This window comes from Streptomyces sp. B1I3 (assembly GCF_030816615.1).
Classification (GTDB): Bacteria; Actinomycetota; Actinomycetes; order Streptomycetales; family Streptomycetaceae; genus Streptomyces.
On record NZ_JAUSYD010000001.1, the window covers coordinates 4,368,004 to 4,389,126 of the forward strand.

A 21,123-nucleotide genomic window follows, 5' to 3' on the forward strand; every position below is an offset into this window, starting at 1 on the left:
GAGAACGGGAGGGGGCGTCATGGGCGCGAGCGGAGGTGTGACCCGCAATACGCTGCGGCAGCAGATCGCCGGCGCGCTGCGCGACGAGGTGCTCGCGGGGCGGCTCCGGCCGCGCGTGGAATTCACCGTCAAACAGATCGCCGAGCAGTACGGGGTGTCCGCGACGCCCGTCCGCGAGGCGCTCTTCGACCTCTCGGCACAGGGGCTGCTCGAATCCGACCAGCACCGGGGGTTCCGGGTCCGCGAGTTCTCCGTCGCCGACTACCGCTCGATGGTGGAAGCGCGCGCCCTGGTCATAGACGGCGTGTTCCGGCGGATCTTCGACGGAAGCGGTACGGCCTCCCAGGTGCTCGGTGCCCACCACGCCGCCCTGGTCTCCGTACGCCGCCGGGCCGAGGAGGCCGCACGGGCGGCGCGCAGCGGAGACCTCGACATCCTCATCGGCTACGACCTGCGGTTCTGGCGGGAGCTCGGCGCCGTCATCGGCAACGCGTACCTCACCGACTTCCTGCACCGCCTCCGGGTGCAGGCGTGGGTGTTCTCCGTCCCGTACCTGCGCGGGGACGCCGACGTACGGGACTGGCTGTGGAGCGGCCACCAGGAGCTGGTCGAAGCGATCATGGCCGCCGACGGCGACGCGGTGCGGGCGGTGCTCGACGGCTACTACGCGCACGGGTCCGACTGGGCGGACCGGCTGGCCGCCGGCGACCCCCCGCACCCCGGCCACGGCGGCGGCTGAGCACACCCGGCAACCGGCCCGGGCCCGCCCGCCGGCCGAGCGGACCGCACCGCGCCCTGTGCGCGGGGTCCCGGCCGCATTACGCTGTCCCGACCACCGCACGAACCCGTTGGAGAGCGAGACTTCGTGGCCTGTGACCTGTGGCTGGTCCCCCTCGTCGATGTGCTGTGCCACAGCCCCGACAACCCGTTCGCCGAAGAGATCGCCATCTACGACAAGGCACTGAGCGACGCGGGGCTGCCCCCCGTCCCCGTCTACGCCTACATGCCCGGTCTCACCGGGGACGTGGCCCCCGTCGCCGGGTTCGACTACGACGCCCTGCACTTCCTGCGCCGCGCCTACCTGCTCCAGCTGAGCGGGCTCGCGGTCACGCCCGTCGACGAGCTGGGCGGGGACTACGAGCAGTTGCTGGAGATGTTCGAGCAGAGCGCCCAGCAGTCGCACCTGGTCTGGCACTACGACCACGCCGGGGCGTACGTCCCGCTCGACTTCCCCGCACCGCTGTCGGACGACCGGTTGCTGGAGGGCGGCGGCCCGCTGGGTTCCTCGCACGGCCTGCTGCGGGAACTGGAGTTCGTGGGGCCGTCCATCGGCATCGACCCGGCCAACCCGCCGGCCGCCCCCCACCCGCCCGCGGGACCGACCACGCTGGAGGAGCCGGCCGGAACACCGCCGTACGACGACAGCCCGTTCGCACGCGAACGGCACGTCTGGCTGGGCCTGCACGCGGCTGCCACCCGCAGCCTCGCCCAGGGTTCGATGATCATCTTCAGCTGACCGGCTGACCGGCTGACCGGCTGATCGGCTGATCGGCTGATCGGCTGATCGGCTGATCGGCCCGTCCCTGCCGCACCGGAGCACCGGAGCACCGGACCGGCGGAGCCGCTGACCGCTGATCCGCCGGGCCGCGCGAGCGCCGGACCGTCCGGCCGGCTACCGCCCCGGCCCCCGGGTCACCGGGGCGGCTCCGGCGGCCGCTGCCGCGGCATGTTCGGCCGGGCGACCGACGGCATGGTGAGCCGGCCCGGATGGGCACCCTGCTCAGGACGGCCGCCGACCGCCCCGGACACGAGCGACTGCATCCCCATGGGCGCGGGGCCGGCCCGGAACTCCACCATCCAGTCCGCGGTCTCCATGCGGACGAGTTCGGTGATGTCCTCGGAGAACCTGCGCAGCACGCCCAGGCACCGCTCCGCGGCCTCGCTGGCCGTGCCCTCCGTCGGGCCGAGCACCTCCCGTACACACTCGGAGGCCCAGTCGAACTGGAGCACCTGCAGACGCCGCTGCACGGCCTGTGCCGTCGACAGGTTCCTTATCCAGCCGGAGGTCAGGCCGAAGTACCGGTCACATGCCATGCACGCGGCGCCGAGCAGCAGGGACAGATAACCCCAGCCGGCCGACCCGGAGAGGTCCCCCGTCAGATCGAGCAGCGGGAGGGCCACACCGGCGACGACACCGGCCGCCGTGCCGAGCCGCAGAAGCCTGGCGGTGCGCCGCTTGCGGACCCGGTCCCGGAGATACCAGTCGGCGGTGCGCAGGGCGCCCTCCTCGACCCAGCGGTACAGCTCGTCGAGCCGTTCGGCGGGTTCGCCCCAGTCGCCGAGGGGGAAGGCGCGTCCGGTCAGGTCCAGGGGCCCCGAACTGTGGCGAGTACCGGACCGTTCCGCTCCGGTATCCGCGCCGGACTCCTTGCGGGGCGGCCCCTCGGGCTGCATCTCCGGCTGACTCACCGGGGCACTCCTCTGCACTCTGCGTTCGGCGCGTATCGACGCGGCTCGGCACGGTTCTCGGACACGGACGGGGCGGAACCGGCATATGACCCGGGCCCTCTCCGCGTAACTCTGCGTTACCTGCTGTGTGCGTGTGCGTACGGTTACGCCTCCTCTTCCTACCGCCGAATGGTGGGCGATGGGGTCGAAATCGCGGGATTCCCGCGTGCGCACGGCCTCTGGTCAGGTATAGGAGCACGACAGACACTTTCCAGATCTCACCCGAAAGAGTTGATCCCCACGGGTGGAGCGCGGCGTCCGGTGAACACGTAGGCTCGGCGTACCGAAACAATCCGTCGTCGATGTGCCAGGAGTGACCGTGATTCCCGGTGGTGGCCAGCCCAACATGCAGCAGCTGCTCCAGCAGGCCCAGAAGATGCAGCAGGACCTCGCCGAGGCCCAGGAGGAGCTCGCCAGGACCGAGGTCGACGGGCAGGCGGGCGGTGGCCTGGTGAAGGCCACCGTGACCGGGTCCGGCGAACTGCGTTCCCTCGTGATCGACCCCAAGGCCGTGGACCCGGAGGACACCGAGACGCTCGCGGACCTCGTGGTCGCCGCGGTGCAGGCGGCCAACGAGAACGCGCAGCAGCTCCAGCAGCAGAAGCTGGGCCCGCTGGCCCAGGGCCTGGGCGGTATGCCGGGCCTCCCGTTCTGACCCCTACAGCTACCCGGGCGTACCGGCTACGGTACGAGCAGGAATAAGGAAAGGCGTTCCGTTGTACGAAGGCGTGGTTCAGGAGCTCATCGACGAACTGGGCAGACTGCCCGGCGTCGGCCCCAAGAGCGCGCAGCGGATCGCCTTCCACATCCTGCAGGCCGAGCCCACCGACGTACGCCGCCTCGCCCACGCGCTCCTCGAGGTCAAGGACAAGGTCCGCTTCTGCGAGATCTGCGGCAACGTCGCCCAGCAGGAGCAGTGCGGGATCTGCCGGGACGCGCGCCGGGACCGGACGGTCATCTGTGTGGTCGAGGAGCCGAAGGACGTCGTCGCCATCGAGCGGACCCGTGAATTCCGGGGCCGCTACCACGTGCTCGGCGGCGCCATCAGCCCGATCGAGGGCGTGGGTCCCGACGATCTGCGCATCAGGGAGCTGCTGGCCCGCCTCGCGGACGGCTCCATCACGGAGCTGATCCTGGCGACGGACCCGAACCTCGAGGGCGAGGCCACCGCCACCTACCTCGCCCGCATGGTGAAGCCGATGGGCCTGCGGGTGACGCGGCTGGCCAGCGGCCTGCCGGTGGGCGGCGACCTGGAGTACGCGGACGAGGTCACCCTCGGCCGCGCGTTCGAGGGGAGGCGGCTGCTCGATGTGTGACCCGGCGTGCGGCTCGGCATGGCGAGCCCTGACAGTTGATGTCCGCTTTACGTTCGGCGGCGTTATGTTCTACCCACCGTTCGCGACCGTGCCCACGGGAGGTCCCCTCGATGTCTGACGCCACGCTGAACTCCGTCACGCAGGATCCGGACGACTTCGCCGTCCAGATCGCGGACCAGATCAAGACGTTCATCGTCGCGGTCACCGAGGTGTCCAAGGCCGAGGAGCCGGAAGAGGCCGTCCCCGTCCTGCTCCTCCAGGTCTCCCAGCTCCTCCTGGCCGGCGGCAGGCTGGGCGCGTACGAGGACATCCTCCCCGACGAGCGCTACGAGCCGGACCTGGGCCCGGAGCCGGACGCGGACGGCCTGCGCGAGCGTTTCGCCACCCTCCTGGAGCCGATCGACGTCTACTCCGAGGTCTTCGACCCGTACGAGCCCCGCAAGCCCCCGGTCCCGCACCGCATCTCCGACGACCTGGCCGACCTCGTCACGGACCTGGGCCACGGGCTGGCCCACTACGAGGCGGACCGCACGGCGGAAGCCATGTGGTGGTGGCAGTTCTCCTACTTCTCCAACTGGGGTTCCACCGCCTCGGCGGCCCTGCGCGCGCTCCAGTCCCTGGTCGCCCACATCCGGCTCAACCAGCCCCTCCAGGAGCTCGACGGCCTGGACACGGACCAGGACCCCGGTGACGGCGACCTCGCCGAGGAGGCGGGCCGCGTGATGGCCGAGGAGATCGCGGGCCCGCTGGGCTTGCGGCCGGTTCTGTAGCTTCCGGGCCACAGGCTGGGCCCGCGGGTCCGAACCGTGGTCCGGACGTGGCCGGCGGAGTCCGGGCCGCTGTGGTCCGTGTCGTGTCCCTCCGCGCCTCTCCGCGTCGTCGTCTGTGCCCCTGTGTCTCCTGTGGCCTGAGACACAAAAGGGCGTGGCCGTCCGTGGAACGGGCAGCAACACGGTACGAGCAGTTCGCACCGACACGCCTGACCATCAAGTGAGCGGGACATCTCACCATCTGGTAGAGGCGGGTCGAATCCGGGCTGCTCGTTAGACTGAGCCGACCGCACCATTATTGAGCGAGGAGCGCACGTGGGCCTTGTCGTGCAGAAGTACGGAGGCTCCTCCGTAGCCGATGCCGAGGGCATCAAGCGCGTCGCCAAGCGAGTCGTCGATGCCAAGAAGAACGGCAACCAGGTGGTTGTCGTGGTATCCGCGATGGGCGACACGACGGACGAGTTGATCGATCTTGCCGAGCAGGTGTCACCGATGCCTGCCGGGCGTGAGTTCGACATGCTGCTGACCGCCGGAGAGCGGATCTCCATGGCCCTGCTGGCCATGGCGATCAAGAACCTCGGCCATGAGGCCCAGTCGTTCACGGGCAGCCAGGCCGGTGTCATCACCGACTCGGTCCACAACAAGGCACGCATCATCGATGTCACGCCGGGCCGCATCCGGACCTCGATCGACGAGGGCAACATCGCCATCGTCGCCGGGTTCCAGGGCGTGAGCCAGGAGGGCAAGAACATCACCACCCTCGGACGCGGCGGGTCCGACACCACCGCTGTCGCGCTGGCCGCCGCGCTGGACGCCGAGGTCTGTGAGATCTACACCGACGTGGACGGCGTCTTCACCGCCGACCCCCGGGTCGTGAAGAAGGCCCGGAAGATCGACTGGATCTCCTTCGAGGACATGCTGGAGCTGGCCGCGTCCGGCTCCAAGGTGCTGCTGCACCGCTGCGTGGAGTACGCACGCCGTTACAACATCCCGATCCACGTCCGCTCGTCCTTCTCCGGACTCCGCGGCACCTGGGTCAGCAACGAGCCGCAAGGGGACCAGCAGGTGGAGCACGCCATCATCTCCGGAGTCGCCCACGACGTCTCCGAGGCCAAGGTCACGGTCGTCGGCGTGCCCGACAAGCCGGGCGAGGCCGCCGCGATCTTCCGCGCGATCGCTGACGCCGAGATCAACATGGACATGGTGGTGCAGAACGTCTCCGCCGCCTCGACGGGTCTCACCGACATCACCTTCACGCTCCCCAAGGCGGAGGGCCGCAAGGCGATCGACGCGCTGGAGCGCAACCGGGCCGGCATCGGCTTCGAGTCGCTTCGCTACGACGACCAGATCGCGAAGATCTCCCTGGTCGGCGCCGGCATGAAGACCAACCCCGGCGTCACGGCAGGCTTCTTCGAGGCGCTGTCCGACGTCGGCGTGAACATCGAGCTGATCTCGACGTCCGAGATCCGCATCTCGGTGGTCACCCGCGTCGACGACGTCAACGAGGCCGTGCGCGCCGTGCACACCGCTTTCGGTCTCGACAGCGACTCCGACGAGGCCGTCGTCTACGGGGGCACCGGCCGATGACGGAACGCCGTCCTTCGCTCGCGGTCGTCGGAGCGACCGGGGCGATCGGCGGCGTCATGCTCCAGATCATTTCGCAGCATGCGGACGTCTGGGGCGAGATCAGACTGATCGCCTCCCCACGTGCGGCCGGCCGCAAGCTGGTCGTACGCGGCGAGGAGACCGAGGTCCTCCCGATCGCCGAGGACGTGTTCGACGGGGTGGACGTGGCCCTCTTCCTCGTGCCGGACGAGGTGTCCGCGCGGTGGGGCCCGGTGGCCGCTGCCGCGGGCGCCGTGGTCGTGGACGACTCGGCCGCTTTCCGGCTGGACGAGGACGTGCCCCTCGTCGTGCCCGAGATCAACCCCCATGCCGCGCGGCTGAGGCCCCGCGGCATCGTCGCTTCCCCGAACTGCACCACGCTGTCGCTGATCGTCGCGGTCGGCGCGCTGCACGCCGAGTTCGGGCTGCAGGAGCTGATCGTCTCGTCCTACCAGGCGGTGAGCGGCGTGGGCCGTGACGGGGTGGCCGCCCTCCGCGAACAGCTCTCACTGGTGGCCGGCACGGAGCTGGGCACCCGTCCCGGGGACGTACGGCGGGCGTTGGGCGACGGGGACAAGAGCCCTTTCGCCGCGCCGGTCGCACTGAACGTCGTGCCGTGGGCCGGCCAGGACGCCGGGGACGGCTGGTCGTCCGAGGAGCTGGCGATCCGCGCGGAGTGCCGGAAGGTTCTGGGCCTGCCGGGTCTGAAGGTGACGGCGACCTGTGTCTACGTACCGGTCGTCGCGACGCACTCCGTGTCCGTCCACGCCCGCTTCGAGAACGAGGTGGCGGTGGATCGTGCGCACGAGGTCCTGGCGACCGCGCCCGGGGTGGTGCTCTTCGACAACCCGGCGGTAGGTGACTTCCCCACGCCGTCCGATGTGGTGGGCACCGACCCGACCTGGGTGGGGCGGGTGCGGCAGTCGCTGGACGATCCGCACGCCATCGAGATGTTCATCTGCGGAGATAATCTGCGAAAAGGTGCAGCTCTCAATGTCGCGCAGATTGCCGAAGCCGTGGCCATGGAATTTCCGAGGGTTTGATCGAACCTGTTTTGTAGGATCTGTGTGCGCCCTGTGGGTAAAACGCAGGTCTGAAGCTCTTGAGCTGGGGCGTTGTCATATCCGACGATGATCTCCTGACCTCCTGCAACCGCTCGTCGGATGCGGCGCGTCTATGCCGTCACTTCTTGCGTGGCTGGTTGCGTTTTCGGGGCATTTGGGGAAGAGCAGGTACGAATGAGGGCATGTCGCACAGCATCGAACGCGGTGCCGTTCGCGTACAACCCTGACGGGGGGGGAAGCGTGTCCAACTGGCGTGGCAGAGGTTCTCGACATCACAGTGGTGGGCCCGTTGCGGGGCGCTTCGGTGCGCCCGCTCCGGAAGCCCCGCGCAGCCGGCGGTATGCCGGTGATCGCGCCCATGCCGGCTGCGCGATCCACCCGGCTGCCCTCGCAGCGCGAGGGCGCTGAGGACACGGTGGTGGCGGGAACCACGGTCGACCATCTCACTGAGACCTACCGCGCCCACTACCGTTCGCTGCTGGGCCTCGCGGCGCTCCTGCTGGACGACACCGCGTCCTGCGAGGACGTGGTGCAGGAGGCGTTCATCCGGGTCCATTCGGCACGCAACCGGGTGCGCGACCCGGAGAAGACCCTCGCCTATCTCCGGCAGACCGTCGTCAATCTCTCCCGCTCCGCGCTGCGCCGCCGCATCCTCGGTCTCAAGCTGCTCTCCAAGCCGATGCCCGACATGGCGAGCGCCGAGGAGGGGGCGTACGACCAACTGGAGAAGGACGCGCTGATCAAGGCGATGAAGGGACTTCAGCGCCGACAGCGCGAGGTGCTGGTGCTGCGTTATTTCTCGGACATGACGGAGGTACAGGTCGCGGAAACGCTGGGAATATCGCTCGGTTCGGTGAAGGCATACGGTTCCCGGGGCATCGCGGCACTGCGCGTCGTGATGGAGGCGCAGGCATGAGCGGGCCCGAGCACAGGCACGACGATGACCGGACTGGAAACGGAATTGTGAACGACGGGCCGGAGAGCACACCGAACACCGATCCGGCACAGGACGGTGAACAGGAGCAGGGCATCGGCGGGACCGACGGCGCGGAAGGTGCCCCAAGGACCACGGCCGGTGCGGGGGATGCCGCAACAGCCGCCGGTGGAGCGGGAGATGCCGCCGAGGTGACCGGCGGTGCGTCAGACGCCCCGGAGGCAGCCGATGGCGCGTCAGGTGCCCCGAAGGTGACAGACGGCGCGGATGCAAGCCGAGGGCCCGCAGCCGTGTTCGGGGGCAGGACCGAGGACACCGCAGCGGGTGGGGGCGGCACGCTGACCGCACTCTTCCGAGGGGGCGCGACGGGTGGCTCGGGTGGCGAACCGGACAGTGGCGAGGACCCGGACGAGGCCGCGTTGCGCCGCATGCTGCGGGGCGCCGTCCAGGGGATCGAACCCAGCGACGGAACCCTTGAGCACCTGCACCGCGCGGTGCCCGCGCGGCGTGCCAGGCGCCGCCAGGCCGTGGTGGGCGCCGCGGCTGCCGTGCTGCTGATCGGCACGGCGGTTCCCGCGTTCGTCCACGTGGCGAACTCCGACCGATCGGCCACCGCCAACCCCGCCATCGCCGGCCATGGTGAGCAGGCCCAGGGCGGCAACGGGGAGGACGCGGGCGCCGAGACCGCGGGCGAGCAGACGGCCGGTCCCGCCGACCGGGGGAAGGAGGGCGGGGAGGACGAATCCGGTGACTCCGCGGCTCCGTCCCAGGGTCCCGGATCCCGGACCGAAGGCAGCGGCACCGCCGGTGCCGACGAAGAGCCGGATCCCGAAGTGGCGGACGTGCCGCTGTGCGACCCCGATCAGCTCGGAGTCGCGTCCGCCGAGTCACAGACGGCCGACGCCGGCGGCACGGTGTACGGCACCTTCCGGATCGCCAACGTGTCCGGCAAGGACTGCTCCGTGACCAGCGACGGCACGGTGGGCATCCGCACGACGGGCGCTGCCGACCGGCAGAAGATCACCGTGGTTCAGCACACCGCCGGGGACCCGGCGGCGGGGCTGCCCGATCCCTCCCTCGAGCCGGGGACGGTCCTCCTGAAGCCTGCGATGGCGTACGAGGTCCGGTTCGCCTGGGTGCCGTCGGACACCTGCCCGACCACCGGTGGTACTCCCACGCCGACACCCACGGGGGGAGACGGTGGCGGAGGCACCGGTGGCGGCGACGGCAGTCCCGGGGCCGGTGCGGACTCGACGGACACGGCACCGCAGTTCGGCAGTGCGGACGAGGGCCCGACGGACGGCAGCGTCGCGGTCACGCACACCCCCGAGGCGGGGGCGCCCACGGCGGAGACCACGATCACGCACGCGTGCTCCGGCACGATCTACCGGACAGGCGTACTGCCTCCCTCGTAGCCGCCACCCGGCACCGCGCCGGGCACAACCTGCGCAGCCGGGTCGCGTCAGCGTGCAGTGCGGGCCGCCGTGCCGGACCCGAGGCCGGCGCCTGTTCCTCCCAAGCTGCCGGTGGTCACCACCGTGCGGAGGAGGTGGCCGGTGCGCGTCACCGTGCCGGGGCGCAGTCGGCCACGCCGAGGCACCGGGTCGCCCGGGGCCGGTCACCGCCAGGTGCTTCGGTGCGCGCCCGCACGGCTCCGCGGTCGTCGGCCCTCAGTCGGCGTCGGCCGCGAGCCCCAGTTCGACGTCCCGCGCGGCTTCCGCCTCACGGCGTACGAGCCGGAACCACATGAAGAGCACGAAGCCACCGAAGACGAACCACTCGCCGGTGTAGCCGAGGTTCTGGAACGCCTTGAGGTCCAGGCCACTGCCCTGCGCCGCCGCAGCGGGCACCGGCCGCATCGCGCCGCCCGTACCACCGGCCTCGGGCTCCGTCAGCGTCACCCAGGCGTCGTAGACGTCGTACGGGACGAGATTGACCAGCGACGCGGCGCTGATCATGCCGAGCTGGCCCTCCGGGAGACCACCCCGGAGGTCGACGCCATCACTGCTGGTGTTCTCGGAGGCCTGCAGGTCGCCGGTCACGGTGACCTTGCCCCGCGGCGCCGCGGGTACCTCGGTGCCGCCCGGGGTGCCGGGCAGCCAGCCCCGTACGACCGGCAGCGCCTTGCCGCTGTCGGTACGCAGCAGATCCAGCACATAGAAGCCGGTGCGGTCGTCCAACTCGCGGCCGGGAACCAGGAACTGGTCCGAGTACGTTCCCGTGGCCACAGCGGGGCGGCCGGAGGTCTTCGTACTCACGGGCAGCAGGTCGTCGAGCGGCTCGGGGGCCCGGGTCCCCGGAGCGGGCTGCTTCTCGGCCTCTTCGTGCGACTGCACGCGGTCCTCGAAGCGGCCGAGCTGCCACGTGCCCATGAACACGCAGAACGGGATCGCCAGCACGACGAAGAGGTTGATCCCCCACCATCGCGGGGTCAGCAGGAACCGGTACACCCCTCCACGGTACGGTTCCCCGCTCCGGATGCCCGGAGCGGGGTGCCCCATTTATCCGCGCCTTATGCCAGCCGCCCTGCTTCCGGCGCCTCGCGGGCGGCTGCGGACCGGACCGCCGGTCAGGGCCTCACGCCCCCGCCCGGCCCAGGTGCCTCAGCGCGAAGTCCAGCTCCAGCCGGACCTGTTTGATCCTCTCCTCGACGACGAGGGAACCGTGTCCCGCGTCATACCGGTACACCTCGTGGACGGCACCGCGTGCTGCGAGCCGCTCCACGTAGTTCTCCACCTGGCGGATCGGGCAGCGCGGGTCGTTGACGCCGGCCGAGATGTAGACCGGGGAGCGCACCGCGTCCACATAGGTCAGCGGCGACGATGCGGCGAAACGCTCCGGAACCTCCTCCGGCGTCCCGCCCAGCAGCGTCCGGTCCATGGCCTTCAGCGCCTCCATCTCGTCGTGGTAGGCGGTGACGTAGTCGGCGACCGGGACCGCGGCCAGCCCGAGCGCCCAGGAGTCCGGTTGTGTGCCCAGCCCGAGCAGGGTCAGGTAGCCGCCCCACGAGCCACCGGCCAGGACCAGCCGGGCCGGGTCGGCGAGCCCCGACGCGACCGCCCAGTCCCGCACCGCCGCGATGTCCTCCAGCTCGATCAGCCCGACCCTGTGTTTGAGCGCGTCCGTCCAGGCGCGGCCGTAACCGGTCGATCCGCGGTAGTTGACCCGGACCACGGCGAAGCCGTGGTCCACCCAGGCGGCGGGCCCGGACGCGAACGCGTCACTGTCGTGCCAGGTGGGCCCACCGTGTATCTCGAACACCGTGGGGAACGGGCCGTCACCGGAGGCCGGGGTCTGCACCAAGGCGTGGACGCGGCCCCCGGGGCCCTCCACCCAGGCGTCCCGCACCGGCACGGAGGCAGGCGCCCTCGCCCCCGGCGGGTCGAGGACGACGGCACCCGACGTCGACCGTACGGCGGGCGGCTGCGCGGCCGAGGACCACAGGAACTCCACCGTGCCGTCGGGGCGGGCCGTGGCGCCCGACACCGTGCCGCTCGGGGTCTCGACACGCACCGGCGCGGGCGCGCCCGGCTCGTACCGCCAGAGCTCGCTGCGGGCCTCGAAACTGTGCTGGAGGAGCAGAGCCGACCCGTCCGGATACCACTCGGCACCCGCGTCCCCGGGCAGATCGACCGCGAGGTCCGTCTGGGTCCCCGCGACGGGATCCCAGATCATAGGCTCCCACCGTCCGCGGCGCTGATGCCCGACGAGCAGCCGGTTGTCACCCGCGACCGGGGCGAAACCCAGCACCGAAAGGCCCAGCTCCTTCGTGCCGCCCTCGGTGTCGTCCAGCTCGGCGACCGTCGAACCGTCCGGGCGCACCACCCGTAGCGCGGAGTGCATGGCGTCCCCGTGCTCCGTGTGCTCGAGCGCGATGAGCGTGCCGTCGTGCGACAGGTCCCCCACCCCGGCCGACTCCCGGTGCCGGTAGATCTCGGCCGGCTCCGCGCCGGCGCGCACCACGTGCACGGTGGTGCCGTCCTCGTCCGTCGACCGGCCGATCACCGCGGTCCCGTCCCGCCCGATCGCGAGCCCCGCCGGGTAGGAGGGTTCAAGACCCGGCACGGCCGGTTCGTCGGCGCCACCCTCGAAGGGCTGGCGCATCCACACACCGAACTCGTCGCCGTCGGTGTCGGCGAACCACCAGATCGCCTCGCCGTCCGGGGTCAGCACCCCGTCGGTGGTCCCGTTGGGCCGGTCCGTCACCTGGCGTTGCTCGCCGTTCGCCCGGTCCCATGCGTACAGCTCGTAGGTACCGGTGGCGTTGGAGACGAAGAGCGCGCGGTCAGGGGCGTCCTCGGCCCAGTCGGGCAGGGACACGCGGGCAGCCCGGAAACGCTGCTCCCACTCCGGCGGCTGGGCCCCGCCGGGCGCCGGGCCTCCCGCCGCCTGCTGCCGCTGCGGTACGGACGCGTCGTTGTCTGTGTCGCTCATGGCCCCATCCAACCCGATGCGGATCCGATGCCGGGGGGCCTGTGGATAACTACTGGCGGGCACCCCCACCCTGTGGGTAACTTTTCGGTATGTACGCACCGACCCCCGACGACTGGCACGAGGCCAACCGTGCGCGCTGGGACGAGCGCGTTGCCATCCACGCGACCGGCGATTTCTACGACCTGGATGCCTTCCGTGCCGGCAAGGACTCCCTCCGCGACTTCGAGCTCGCGGAGGTCGGGGACGTGACCGGCCGGACGCTGCTGCACCTGCAGTGCCACATCGGGCTGGACACCCTCTCGTGGGCCCGTCACGGTGCCGCACACGTCGTCGGTCTCGACTTCTCCGAGCCTGCCGTCGAGACGGCGCGTGGACTGGCCCGTGCACTGGATCTGCAGCCGGAGAAGGCGGCGTTCGTGACCGCGGACGTGTATGACGCGGCCGAAGCGGTGCCTGACTCCGCGTACGACATCGTCTACACGGGGACCGGCGCGCTGAACTGGCTGCCGGACGTGAACCGCTGGGCGGAGACCGCCGCCTCGCTGGTCGCACCCGGCGGGTTCCTCTACCTCGCGGAGTCCCATCCGCTGACCGACTGCCTGGACGACGAGACCGGCTCGACGGTCACGTACGACTACTTCAGCCGTGACCCGTGGGTGGACGAGTCGCCCGGCACGTACGCGGACGCCGACGCGGCGACCGTCCACAACCGCAGTGTCGAATGGCAGCATCCGGTCGGCGAGGTCGTCTCGGCGCTGGCGGGGGCCGGGCTGCGGATCGAGTTCCTGCACGAACACGACGTCTCGCTCTTCGCCCGGTACCAGGCCCTCGAGCGGCATGCGGACGGCTACCACCGCTTTCCCGCAGACCGGCCGCGCATCCCGATGATGTACTCCATCAAGGCGTCGCAGCCGGTCACCGACTGACCGGAACGGGGCTACGCGCGTCGGGCCACGCGCGTCAGACCACGCGCGTCAGACCGAGGAACGGAAGGCCGGCAGGTATCCGTTCGACTGCCCGATCGCCTTGGGGTGGTACGAGTTGGTGATCGGAACCGTCACGCTGTGGAGCCATGCGTCCCCGGAGCAGAGCTCATGTCCGGTGAACTCGTCCACCACGCCGGAGAAGGCGAATCCGTGGTCGGCGGCGCGCTTGGCGAGCACCCCGTTCAGGACCCCCGAGGCGTTGTTGATCGCGCTGCGCTCGTTCTCGGTGAGCCCCGCGATGCAACTGCCGGAGAGCTGGTAGAAGCGGGGATACCCCAGCACCACGACGCGGGCCTGCGGGGAGCGTGAACGAATGCTGCTGTAGAGCGAGTCGAGGTTGCCCGGCAGCGTGTTCTGCATCTGCGCGACCGCGGTGCCGACGCGGCTCACACAGGTCGCCTCGCTCTGCAGGACACAGGTCTGCATCACGTCGGCGAACCCGACGTCGTTACCTCCGGCGGTGAGGCTGATGAGGGTCGTCGACGACTTCAGCGCACCCAGTTGGCCGCCGGCCACACCGGCCGTCGTCGCGCCCGAGCAGGCGACGAAGGTGAACGACGACGGCGAGTTCGCCGCCGCCCAGAGGTACGGGTATGCCTTGGTGCTGCGCTGGCAGTTACCGCTTTCGGAGGTATAGCTGCCGGCGCCGACACCGGACGAGTAGGAGTCACCGAGAGCGACGTAGTCGCCGCCGGCCGCCGATGCCGGCTGTGCCAGGCCGAGTACGGCCGCGGCACCGATGGCGAGAGCGGAGAGGGAGGCCCAGAAGGAACGTACTGACATGGCTGTCAGCCCTTCGAAGTGTGGGGGACGGGTGGGGAGTTCGTAGAGCCAGCACGTTTGTAGCAGCTCGCGGTACCCGTCGGTAATGACCCTGCAGGAAGTCGTCTGATATGCCCGAATGACCGTTCGGGCGTTGCGGCTCCGCGCGTAGATAAACCTTCTGCGGAGCCTCGAACGGGCGAGTTCCGGGGCCATGCACGACCCTTCACGTCTCCGCTGAGTCACCATCAGGCCTCAGTCCTCAGGCCTCAGTCCTCAGGCGTCGCCTTGGCGGCCGCCTGGAGCGCAGGACTCGGAGCCCCTCTTCTCTCCCGCGCGGGCAGGTACGTCCGGGCTTCCTTGTCCCGCACACACGACTGCGGCCGCCAGGTTCTCCGGCGGCCGCAGATCCGAGTGACAGGCGCGTCTTACAGGGTGCGCTCCAGCCGGTCCGCCATCAGCCTGCTGAAACGTGCGGGATCGCTCAGCTCGCCGCCGTCCGACAGCAGGGCCAGCCCGTGGACCAGCTCGGCGGTCTCGGCCAGTTCGCCGGCGGCGTCCCCTTCGCCACCGCCCTCGGCGTGAGCCCTGCGCAGTCCGCTGATCAGCGCATGGGAGGGATTCAGCTCCAGAATGCGCTTGATCTGGGGTACCTCCTGACCCATGGCGCGGTACATGTTCTCCAGGGCGGGAGTGACATCGTGCGTGTCCGAGACGATGCAGGCCGGTGACACGGTGAGCCGGGAGGAGAGCCGTACCTCCTTCACGTACTCACCCAACTGCTCGGACATCCAGGTCAGCAGGCCGGCGTACTCCTGCTGCTGCTTCTCGCGCTCGGCCTCGACCTCCTTCTTCTCCTCGTCGGTGTCGAGGTCGACCTCGCCCTTGGCGATCGACTGCAGCTGCTTGCCGTCGAACTCGGGAACCGACTGGACCCAGACCTCGTCGACGGGGTCGGTGAGGAGGAGGACTTCGAGGCCCTTGGCCCGGAAGGCCTCCATGTGGGGCGAGCTCTCCATGGCGGCACGCGACTCGCCGGTCATGTAGTAGATCTGCTCCTGACCCTCCTTCATGCGCTCCACGTACGAGCGCAGGGTGGTCAGCCCTTCCTCGTCCTGCGTCGAGGCGAACGAGCAGACCTCGAGGATGGCGTCACGGTTCTCGAAGTCCTGGAGCAGCCCTTCCTTGAGGACCCGGCCGAACTCCTTCCAGAACGTCAGGTAGTTCTCCGGGGAGGCGGACATCATGTCCTTGACCGTCGAGAGAACCTTCTTCACCAGCCGTCGCCGCATCAGTTCGATCTGGCGGTCCTGCTGCAGGATCTCGCGGGACACGTTCAGCGAGAGGTCCTGCGCGTCGACGACGCCCTTCACGAAACGGAGGTACGTCGGCATGAGCGCTTCGCAGTCGTCCATGATGAAGACGCGCTTCACATAGAGCTGAACTCCGCGCTTGTGTCCCTGCATGAACAGGTCCTGCGGCGCGTGCGACGGCAGGAAGAGCAGTGCCTGGTATTCGAAGGTGCCCTCCGCCTGCATGCGGATGGTCTCGAGCGGGTCGGTCCAGTCATGACTGATGTGCTTGTACAGCTCGCTGTACTCCTCATCGGTCACGGAATCCTTGGACCGCGCCCACAGCGCCTTCATCGAGTTGACCGTCTCGGTCCCGGGCTCGGCGCCGTCCTCGCCGGCCGCAGGGGCTTCCATGCGGATCGGCCAGGTGATGAAGTCGGAGTACCGCTTGACGATCTCCCGGATCTTCCAGGGGGACGTGTAGTCGAAGAGCTTGTCCTCGGTGTCCTCCGGCTTCAGCCGCAGCGTGACCGAAGTGCCCTGAGGGGCGTCGTCGACGGATTCGACGGTGTACGTGCCCTCGCCGCTGGACTGCCAGCGCGTGCCGGTGGTCTCACCGGCCCGGCGGGTGAGCAGCGTGACCTCGTCCGCCACCATGAAGCTCGAGTAGAAGCCCACGCCGAACTGCCCGATGAGTTCCTCGGAGGCCGCCGAGTCCTTGGCCTCCTTCAATTCCCGCAGGAACTTGGCCGTACCGGAATTAGCGATCGTTCCGATCAGCTGCACGACTTCGTCGTGCGACATCCCGATGCCGTTGTCGCGCACGGTCAGCGTGCGCTCCTCCTTGTCGACCTCGATGGCGATGTGGAGGTCGGACGTGTCCGCCTGGAGGGTTTCGTCGCGGAGAGTTTCCAGTCGCAGCTTGTCCAGCGCGTCCGAAGAATTGGAGATGAGCTCACGCAGAAAGACGTCCTTGTTCGAGTAGATCGAATGGATCATCATCTGCAGGAGCTGGCGCGCTTCTACCTGAAACTCGAATGTCTCGGCCGGCATGGGTGCAGGTTCCCTTTCTGGGGTTAAGTCATCTGAGCCGAGACATATCGTAACCAGGCCCGGCCGCCCCCATGGGCCGCTTCACGGCGACCGGTCGGACGCCGGGCCGGTGACACGTAGGACACCGGGGCATGGAGCGTTCGCGCGCCGGCAGGGCCTGCGCGACGCCGTGACCGGGCAGACTGGCCACCATGGGTGACAGAGATCAAGGTCCGACGGACGCACACGGCCCCGGCGCGCAGGTCATCACCGGCAGCGAGCCCGGGACGTTCGCCCACGGTGTGCTGGCCAGGCGCCATCCGGCGCTCATCCGGCAGGTACGCGAGGCCTTTCCGTACGGTCCTCGCCAGCACGCCGCCCTCGACGCGCTGCTGCACGAGATCACCCAGGGCGTCGTCGAACCGCTCGACCCGACGAGCCCGGACCGCGACCGCTGGCTGCAAGGGGGCCGGGAGTACTTCGGGCGGCCGTGGTTCAACGCCCCTTTCCTCTGGTCCGAGAGCTACTTCTACCGCAAACTCCTCGCGGCTGTGGACCACTTCGGCGACGGCCCGTGGCAGGGTATCGACCCGTTCGCCCCCTTCAAGCAGGCCGAACTGCGGGGCAGCACGGTGGATGACGAACTGCGCTCCCTGGACGCTCTCGCCGCCGGCCCGGCCGACGAGCGTGCCCACGCCCTGCTGCACGCCTCCCTCTGGGGTAACCGCGCGGACCTGGGCTTCAGGGCGGCGGACGAGCCGCCCGGCGACGCCGCCACCGGCCTGGTCGCCGACGACAGCGCCCTGCTGTGGTCGCTGCTCCCCGCGGGGGCGGCGGCCACCGTGTCCCTGGTGGCGGACAACGCCGGACGGGAGCTGATCCCCGACCTGGTCCTCCTTGACCACCTCCTCGGACACGGCCACGCGGAGCACGCCGTTCTCCACGTCAAGCCCTACCCGTACTACGTCTCCGACGCGACGACGGCCGACGTCATCGACTGCCTGCGCCGCCTGGTCCAGGCACCTGGCGAGGCCGGCGAAGCCGGCGCACGCCTCTGGGCCGCGATGCGAACCGGGCGTCTGGAGGTGCGCGCCCACGCGTTCTTCTGCGCGCCCCTGCCCTACGAAGACATGCCCGCGGATCTGCGTGAGGACTTCGGAACCGCCGGAGTGACGATCCTGAAGGGTGACCTCAACTACCGCCGCCTCGTGGGGGACCGGCTGTGGGACGCGACGACGCCCTTCGCGGACCGTACGGCGTACTTCCCCGGAGCGGTCGCCGCGCTGCGGACGCTGAAGTCCGACGTCGTCGTCGGGCTCGCCCCCCGGACGTGGAGCACGCTGGAGAGGTCCGGCCGGGAATGGCGCACCAGCGGCACGCACGCCCTGGTCCAGGCCCGCGCCTAAGGGGTGTCCCGTAATCCCTGGTGGACCAGCGCGCGGCGTCAGATGCGGTGCATCGCAAGGCGGAGGGACGTCCGCATACTGGATGTATTCGGGCGTTCCGACAACGCGGTGAGGTGCCGTAGCTGTCGTCGTGCGCCCGCCGGGGATTGCGGGACAACCCTTAGGGTGTCCGGGCCGGGGCCGTACCGGACAGTGCGGCCCTCATGGGTGTCCGAGGGGTCCTTGGACGCGGGTGACCAAGTCGTGCCAGCCCTGCTCCAACTCCTCGATCGGCACGCCGCGTTCCCGGGTGAGGTGGTGGACGAGCGTCGCGTCGACCGAACCGAGCAGGGTGTGCGCGAGCAGCTCGGTGTTGCCCTGTACCTTCAACTGCCTCAGCAGCAGGGCGACATGGCTGAGCCGCAGACGGAACGCCGGAACGGCGTAGGCGCGCAACGGGTCGGTCCGGGAGGCCAGGATCAGCTCGTGGTGGTCGCGGTCGTGGCGCATCACGGCGGGGCCGAAGGCGTGCAGCCGCTCCGTGGCGGGGGCACCCGGCCCCATGGGTGGCGGCCCGGAGAGGAAGGCGGCCTGCAGCAATGCCTCGCGGTGGTCGAGGAGCGCGATGAGCAGGCCGGTGCGGTCGCCGAAGCGCCGGAAGACGGTTCCCTTGCCCACTCCCGCGGCGGACGCGACAGCTTCCATCGTCAGGTTGGCGGCTCCGCAGCCACCCATGAGGCGTGAGGCGGCTTCCAGCAGCCGCGTGCGGTTGCGCGCCGCGTCCGCCCGCAGCGGCTCGGGCTCGCCGAGGGGGGCGAGCGGAAGGTGCGTCCGGGTCGCACCGGAGCTGGGCGGCCCGGGCAGCTGGGGATCAGGACCGGTCATGCCTTCAGGGTAGCCCCAGAACTGCCTATGTGGACCGCGGTCCGTTTAGGTGGTACAACGGTAAACGGACTGCGGTCCGCTTGCTTCGTTCCTCCGCCCCTGCCCATGCCCTCAGGAGTTATCCCGTGTCTGTTCGCATTCTCGCCCTCGTAGGCAGCCTCCGCGCCGGCTCCCACAACCGTCAGCTCGCCGAGGCCGCCGTCAAGCACGCGCCCGCGGGTGCCGACATCGAACTCTTCGAGGGCCTGGCCGACGTGCCCTTCTACAACGAGGACACCGACATCGAGGGCAGCGTTCCGGCTGCCGCCGCCCGCCTGCGTGAGGCCGCGGGCCAGGCCGACGCCTTCCTGCTCTTCTCCCCCGAGTACAACGGCACCATGCCGGCCGTCCTCAAGAACGCGATCGACTGGCTGTCCCGCCCGTACGGCGCGGGCGCCCTGTCCGGCAAGCCGGTCGCCGTCGTCGGTACGGCCTTCGGTCAGTACGGCGGCGTCTGGGCGCAGGACGACGTCCGCAAGGCTGCCGGGATCGCCGGCGGCGCAGTCCTTGCGGACGTGAAGCTGTCCATCCCCGGTTCCGTGACCCGCTTCGCCGAACTCCACCCGGCCGACGACGCCGAGGTCGTCACCCAGCTGACCGAGGTCCTGCGCCAGGTCGCCGAGCAGACCACGGCCGCTGCTGCCTGATCCGAGTGCCGCGACGGCGGTGCGCCGAAGATCACCGCGCTGCCTCAGGCGCCCACCCCGGACGGGCCCAGGCGGCACTTCGCGCCGGGCCGGTGCACGGTGCCGGGCCGCTCGGCAGCACCGAGGCGCTTCGTGCCCGTGACCGGAAACCCGTTGATGAATCTCGACCCGTTCCTTCGCATGACCTCGAAGGAACGGGTCGAGCCGTTCGCACGGAGCTCACCCGTGCTCGACGGGCAAAGGCTGCCAAGGGGCAGGGGTACGGAAGTGGGCAAACGGCAGAGGGCCCAGTGCAACTTACACACTGGGCCCTCTGACCTGCTATTTCAGCTGTCGGGGTGGCGGGATTTGAACCCACGACCTCTTCGTCCCGAACGAAGCGCGCTGCCAAGCTGCGCTACACCCCGATGTCCACCGATTGTCTCGGCGACATCGATTACTTTAGCCCACCGGCGCCCGGAGGCGAAATCCGGTTTCTGCCCCCCGCCCCCGGGTGCCGACGGCCGTCAGTCGCGGGGCGTCAGCGTCAGCAGCGTCGCTTCCGGAGGGCAGGCGAAGCGGACCGGGGTGTAGCGGTTCGTGCCGCAGCCCGCCGAGACGTGGAGATACGCGCGCTTGTCGCCGACCGTGTGGCTGGAGAGCCCCTTCACCCGGTCCGTGTCCAGGTCGCAGTTGGTGACGAGGGCGCCGTAGAAGGGGATGCAGAGCTGACCGCCGTGGGTGTGACCGGCGAGGATCAGGGGGTAGCCGTCCGAGGTGAAGGCATCCAGGGAGCGCAGGTACGGGGCGTGCACCACGCCGATGGAGAGATCGGCACCCGTCTCGGGGCCGCCGGCGACCTCTGCGTAGCGGTCCCTCTTGATGTGGGGGTCGTCCAGGCCGGTGAACGCGATCTCCAGCCCGTCCGCCTTGAGCCGGCCCCGGGTGTTGGAAAGATTCAGCCAGCCCGCCTCGTCGAAGGCGTCCCGCATCGGCTGCCACGGGTTGTGGACGGCGCCGACGGCCGGGGTGTTCCCGTTGAGGCCGTGCTTCCCCTGGACCTTCTCCAGGAGGTAGCGGGCCGGGTTGCGGAGCTTCGGGCCGTAGTAGTCGTTGGAGCCGAAGACGTACACCCCGGGGAACTCCATCAGCGGACCCAGGGCGTCGAGCACCTCGGGTACGGCGTCCGGGTCGGAGAGGTTGTCGCCGGTGTTCACGACGAAGTCCGGGCGCAGTCCCGCCAGCGACTGCAGCCAGGCGCGCTTCTTGCCCTGGCCGCTCACCATGTGGATGTCGGAGACCTGGAGCACGCGCAAGGGGCGTGCCCCGTGCGGGAGTACGGGAACGACGATCCGTCGCAGACGGAACGAGCGAGCCTCGAACCCGGCCGCGTACACGAGGCCTGCGGCGCCGACCGCCGCGCCGACTGCCGTGACTTTCAGGGGTACTCCGTAGCGTGCGCGCATGTGCCCATCGTCGCAGACC

The 21,123-nt window shown here is 70.0% G+C and carries 19 protein-coding genes and 1 tRNA gene; 12 read left to right on the forward strand and 8 right to left on the reverse strand.

What is annotated here, in order from left to right; all coding sequences use genetic code 11:
• The first annotated feature begins 19 nt into the window (after window positions 1–19).
• Entirely contained in the window at window positions 20–739 is a 720-nt protein-coding gene (locus QFZ58_RS20010) for a GntR family transcriptional regulator (RefSeq protein WP_307126272.1), read from the forward strand.
• A 126-nt stretch (window positions 740–865) separates the two neighbouring features.
• Window positions 866–1,516 carry a hypothetical protein gene (locus tag QFZ58_RS20015; protein ID WP_307126273.1) on the forward strand — a complete coding sequence of 217 codons (651 nt, stop codon included), beginning with the start codon at window positions 866–868 and terminating at the stop codon, window positions 1,514–1,516.
• A gap of 176 nt (window positions 1,517–1,692) precedes the next feature.
• On the opposite strand, the gene QFZ58_RS20020 is transcribed toward QFZ58_RS20015, so the two are convergent.
• A complete protein-coding gene (locus QFZ58_RS20020) occupies window positions 1,693–2,469 on the reverse strand; it encodes an SLATT domain-containing protein (protein ID WP_307126274.1) in 777 nt (258 codons plus the stop codon).
• 358 nt (window positions 2,470–2,827) lie between these two features.
• On the opposite strand from QFZ58_RS20020, the gene QFZ58_RS20025 reads away from it, so the two are divergent.
• The 7 genes from QFZ58_RS20025 to QFZ58_RS20055 all read left to right on the forward strand — a co-directional run bounded on the left by QFZ58_RS20025 (window position 2,828) and on the right by QFZ58_RS20055 (window position 9,612).
• Window positions 2,828–3,163: a YbaB/EbfC family nucleoid-associated protein gene (locus QFZ58_RS20025; protein WP_307128929.1), complete on the forward strand. Its 336-nt coding sequence runs from the start codon at window positions 2,828–2,830 to the stop codon at window positions 3,161–3,163.
• Window positions 3,164–3,224: 61 nt separating this feature from the next.
• A complete protein-coding gene (gene recR, locus QFZ58_RS20030; RefSeq protein ID WP_031090791.1) occupies window positions 3,225–3,824 on the forward strand; it encodes a recombination mediator RecR in 600 nt (199 codons plus the stop codon).
• A 110-nt stretch (window positions 3,825–3,934) separates the two neighbouring features.
• A complete protein-coding gene (locus QFZ58_RS20035) occupies window positions 3,935–4,594 on the forward strand; it encodes a DUF5063 domain-containing protein (protein ID WP_307126275.1) in 660 nt (219 codons plus the stop codon).
• A 315-nt stretch (window positions 4,595–4,909) separates the two neighbouring features.
• The gene (locus QFZ58_RS20040; RefSeq protein ID WP_307126276.1) at window positions 4,910–6,181 is read left to right on the forward strand and encodes an aspartate kinase; all 1,272 of its coding nucleotides are present in this window, start codon (window positions 4,910–4,912) and stop codon (window positions 6,179–6,181) included.
• Complete coding sequence (locus QFZ58_RS20045; RefSeq protein WP_307126277.1) at window positions 6,178–7,242, forward strand: aspartate-semialdehyde dehydrogenase; 1,065 nt, start codon at window positions 6,178–6,180, stop codon at window positions 7,240–7,242. The genes QFZ58_RS20040 and QFZ58_RS20045 overlap by 4 nt, the downstream gene beginning before the upstream one ends.
• Before the next feature lie 361 nt (window positions 7,243–7,603).
• Window positions 7,604–8,179, forward strand: coding sequence for a SigE family RNA polymerase sigma factor (locus QFZ58_RS20050; RefSeq protein ID WP_307128930.1), 576 nt, complete (start codon window positions 7,604–7,606; stop codon window positions 8,177–8,179).
• A gap of 308 nt (window positions 8,180–8,487) precedes the next feature.
• Complete coding sequence (locus QFZ58_RS20055; protein WP_307126278.1) at window positions 8,488–9,612, forward strand: hypothetical protein; 1,125 nt, start codon at window positions 8,488–8,490, stop codon at window positions 9,610–9,612.
• A 255-nt stretch (window positions 9,613–9,867) separates the two neighbouring features.
• Here the strand turns inward: QFZ58_RS20055 and QFZ58_RS20060 are convergent, their stop codons facing one another.
• Together QFZ58_RS20060 and QFZ58_RS20065 are read right to left on the reverse strand one after the other, a co-directional pair.
• On the reverse strand, window positions 9,868–10,647 hold the full coding sequence (locus tag QFZ58_RS20060) for an SURF1 family protein (RefSeq protein ID WP_307126279.1): 780 nt from the start codon (window positions 10,645–10,647) through the stop codon (window positions 9,868–9,870).
• A 127-nt stretch (window positions 10,648–10,774) separates the two neighbouring features.
• Complete coding sequence (locus QFZ58_RS20065) at window positions 10,775–12,631, reverse strand: prolyl oligopeptidase family serine peptidase (protein ID WP_307126280.1); 1,857 nt, start codon at window positions 12,629–12,631, stop codon at window positions 10,775–10,777.
• Between the two features lie 89 nt (window positions 12,632–12,720).
• On the opposite strand from QFZ58_RS20065, the gene QFZ58_RS20070 reads away from it, so the two are divergent.
• Window positions 12,721–13,557, forward strand: coding sequence for a bifunctional 2-polyprenyl-6-hydroxyphenol methylase/3-demethylubiquinol 3-O-methyltransferase UbiG (locus tag QFZ58_RS20070; RefSeq protein WP_307126281.1), 837 nt, complete (start codon window positions 12,721–12,723; stop codon window positions 13,555–13,557).
• A 48-nt stretch (window positions 13,558–13,605) separates the two neighbouring features.
• Here the strand turns inward: QFZ58_RS20070 and QFZ58_RS20075 are convergent, their stop codons facing one another.
• A complete protein-coding gene (locus QFZ58_RS20075; protein WP_307126282.1) occupies window positions 13,606–14,400 on the reverse strand; it encodes an SGNH/GDSL hydrolase family protein in 795 nt (264 codons plus the stop codon).
• A 407-nt stretch (window positions 14,401–14,807) separates the two neighbouring features.
• The gene (gene htpG, locus QFZ58_RS20080) at window positions 14,808–16,724 is read right to left on the reverse strand and encodes a molecular chaperone HtpG (protein WP_307126283.1); all 1,917 of its coding nucleotides are present in this window, start codon (window positions 16,722–16,724) and stop codon (window positions 14,808–14,810) included.
• Window positions 16,725–16,915: 191 nt separating this feature from the next.
• On the opposite strand from htpG, the gene QFZ58_RS20085 reads away from it, so the two are divergent.
• Window positions 16,916–18,109, forward strand: coding sequence for a damage-control phosphatase ARMT1 family protein (locus QFZ58_RS20085; RefSeq protein ID WP_307126284.1), 1,194 nt, complete (start codon window positions 16,916–16,918; stop codon window positions 18,107–18,109).
• Window positions 18,110–18,310: 201 nt separating this feature from the next.
• Here the strand turns inward: QFZ58_RS20085 and QFZ58_RS20090 are convergent, their stop codons facing one another.
• Window positions 18,311–18,973, reverse strand: coding sequence for a TetR/AcrR family transcriptional regulator (locus tag QFZ58_RS20090; RefSeq protein ID WP_307126285.1), 663 nt, complete (start codon window positions 18,971–18,973; stop codon window positions 18,311–18,313).
• A gap of 125 nt (window positions 18,974–19,098) precedes the next feature.
• Between QFZ58_RS20090 and QFZ58_RS20095 the strand changes: the two genes are divergently transcribed.
• A complete protein-coding gene (locus QFZ58_RS20095; RefSeq protein ID WP_307126286.1) occupies window positions 19,099–19,659 on the forward strand; it encodes an NAD(P)H-dependent oxidoreductase in 561 nt (186 codons plus the stop codon).
• Between the two features lie 333 nt (window positions 19,660–19,992).
• Here the strand turns inward: QFZ58_RS20095 and QFZ58_RS20100 are convergent.
• Together QFZ58_RS20100 and QFZ58_RS20105 are read right to left on the reverse strand one after the other, a co-directional pair.
• A tRNA-Pro gene (locus QFZ58_RS20100) sits at window positions 19,993–20,066 on the reverse strand.
• Between the two features lie 99 nt (window positions 20,067–20,165).
• Entirely contained in the window at window positions 20,166–21,104 is a 939-nt protein-coding gene (locus tag QFZ58_RS20105) for a metallophosphoesterase (RefSeq protein WP_307126287.1), read from the reverse strand.
• Window positions 21,105–21,123: the final 19 nt, after the last annotated feature.

What these genes read in the sequence shown, in the direction of transcription:
- QFZ58_RS20010 (WP_307126272.1), top strand. Translation starts at nt 20, where the DNA reads ATGGGCGCGAGCGGAGGTGTGACCCGCAATACGCTGCGGCAGCAGATC.
- QFZ58_RS20035 (WP_307126275.1), top strand. Translation starts at nt 3,935, where the DNA reads ATGTCTGACGCCACGCTGAACTCCGTCACGCAGGATCCGGACGACTTC.
- QFZ58_RS20045 (WP_307126277.1), top strand. Translation starts at nt 6,178, where the DNA reads ATGACGGAACGCCGTCCTTCGCTCGCGGTCGTCGGAGCGACCGGGGCG.
- QFZ58_RS20050 (WP_307128930.1), top strand. Translation starts at nt 7,604, where the DNA reads ATGCCGGTGATCGCGCCCATGCCGGCTGCGCGATCCACCCGGCTGCCC.
- QFZ58_RS20065 (WP_307126280.1), bottom strand. Translation starts at nt 12,631, where the DNA reads ATGAGCGACACAGACAACGACGCGTCCGTACCGCAGCGGCAGCAGGCG.
- QFZ58_RS20070 (WP_307126281.1), top strand. Translation starts at nt 12,721, where the DNA reads ATGTACGCACCGACCCCCGACGACTGGCACGAGGCCAACCGTGCGCGC.
- QFZ58_RS20075 (WP_307126282.1), bottom strand. Translation starts at nt 14,400, where the DNA reads ATGTCAGTACGTTCCTTCTGGGCCTCCCTCTCCGCTCTCGCCATCGGT.
- htpG (WP_307126283.1), bottom strand. Translation starts at nt 16,724, where the DNA reads ATGCCGGCCGAGACATTCGAGTTTCAGGTAGAAGCGCGCCAGCTCCTG.
- QFZ58_RS20085 (WP_307126284.1), top strand. Translation starts at nt 16,916, where the DNA reads ATGGGTGACAGAGATCAAGGTCCGACGGACGCACACGGCCCCGGCGCG.
- QFZ58_RS20090 (WP_307126285.1), bottom strand. Translation starts at nt 18,973, where the DNA reads ATGACCGGTCCTGATCCCCAGCTGCCCGGGCCGCCCAGCTCCGGTGCG.
- QFZ58_RS20105 (WP_307126287.1), bottom strand. Translation starts at nt 21,104, where the DNA reads ATGCGCGCACGCTACGGAGTACCCCTGAAAGTCACGGCAGTCGGCGCG.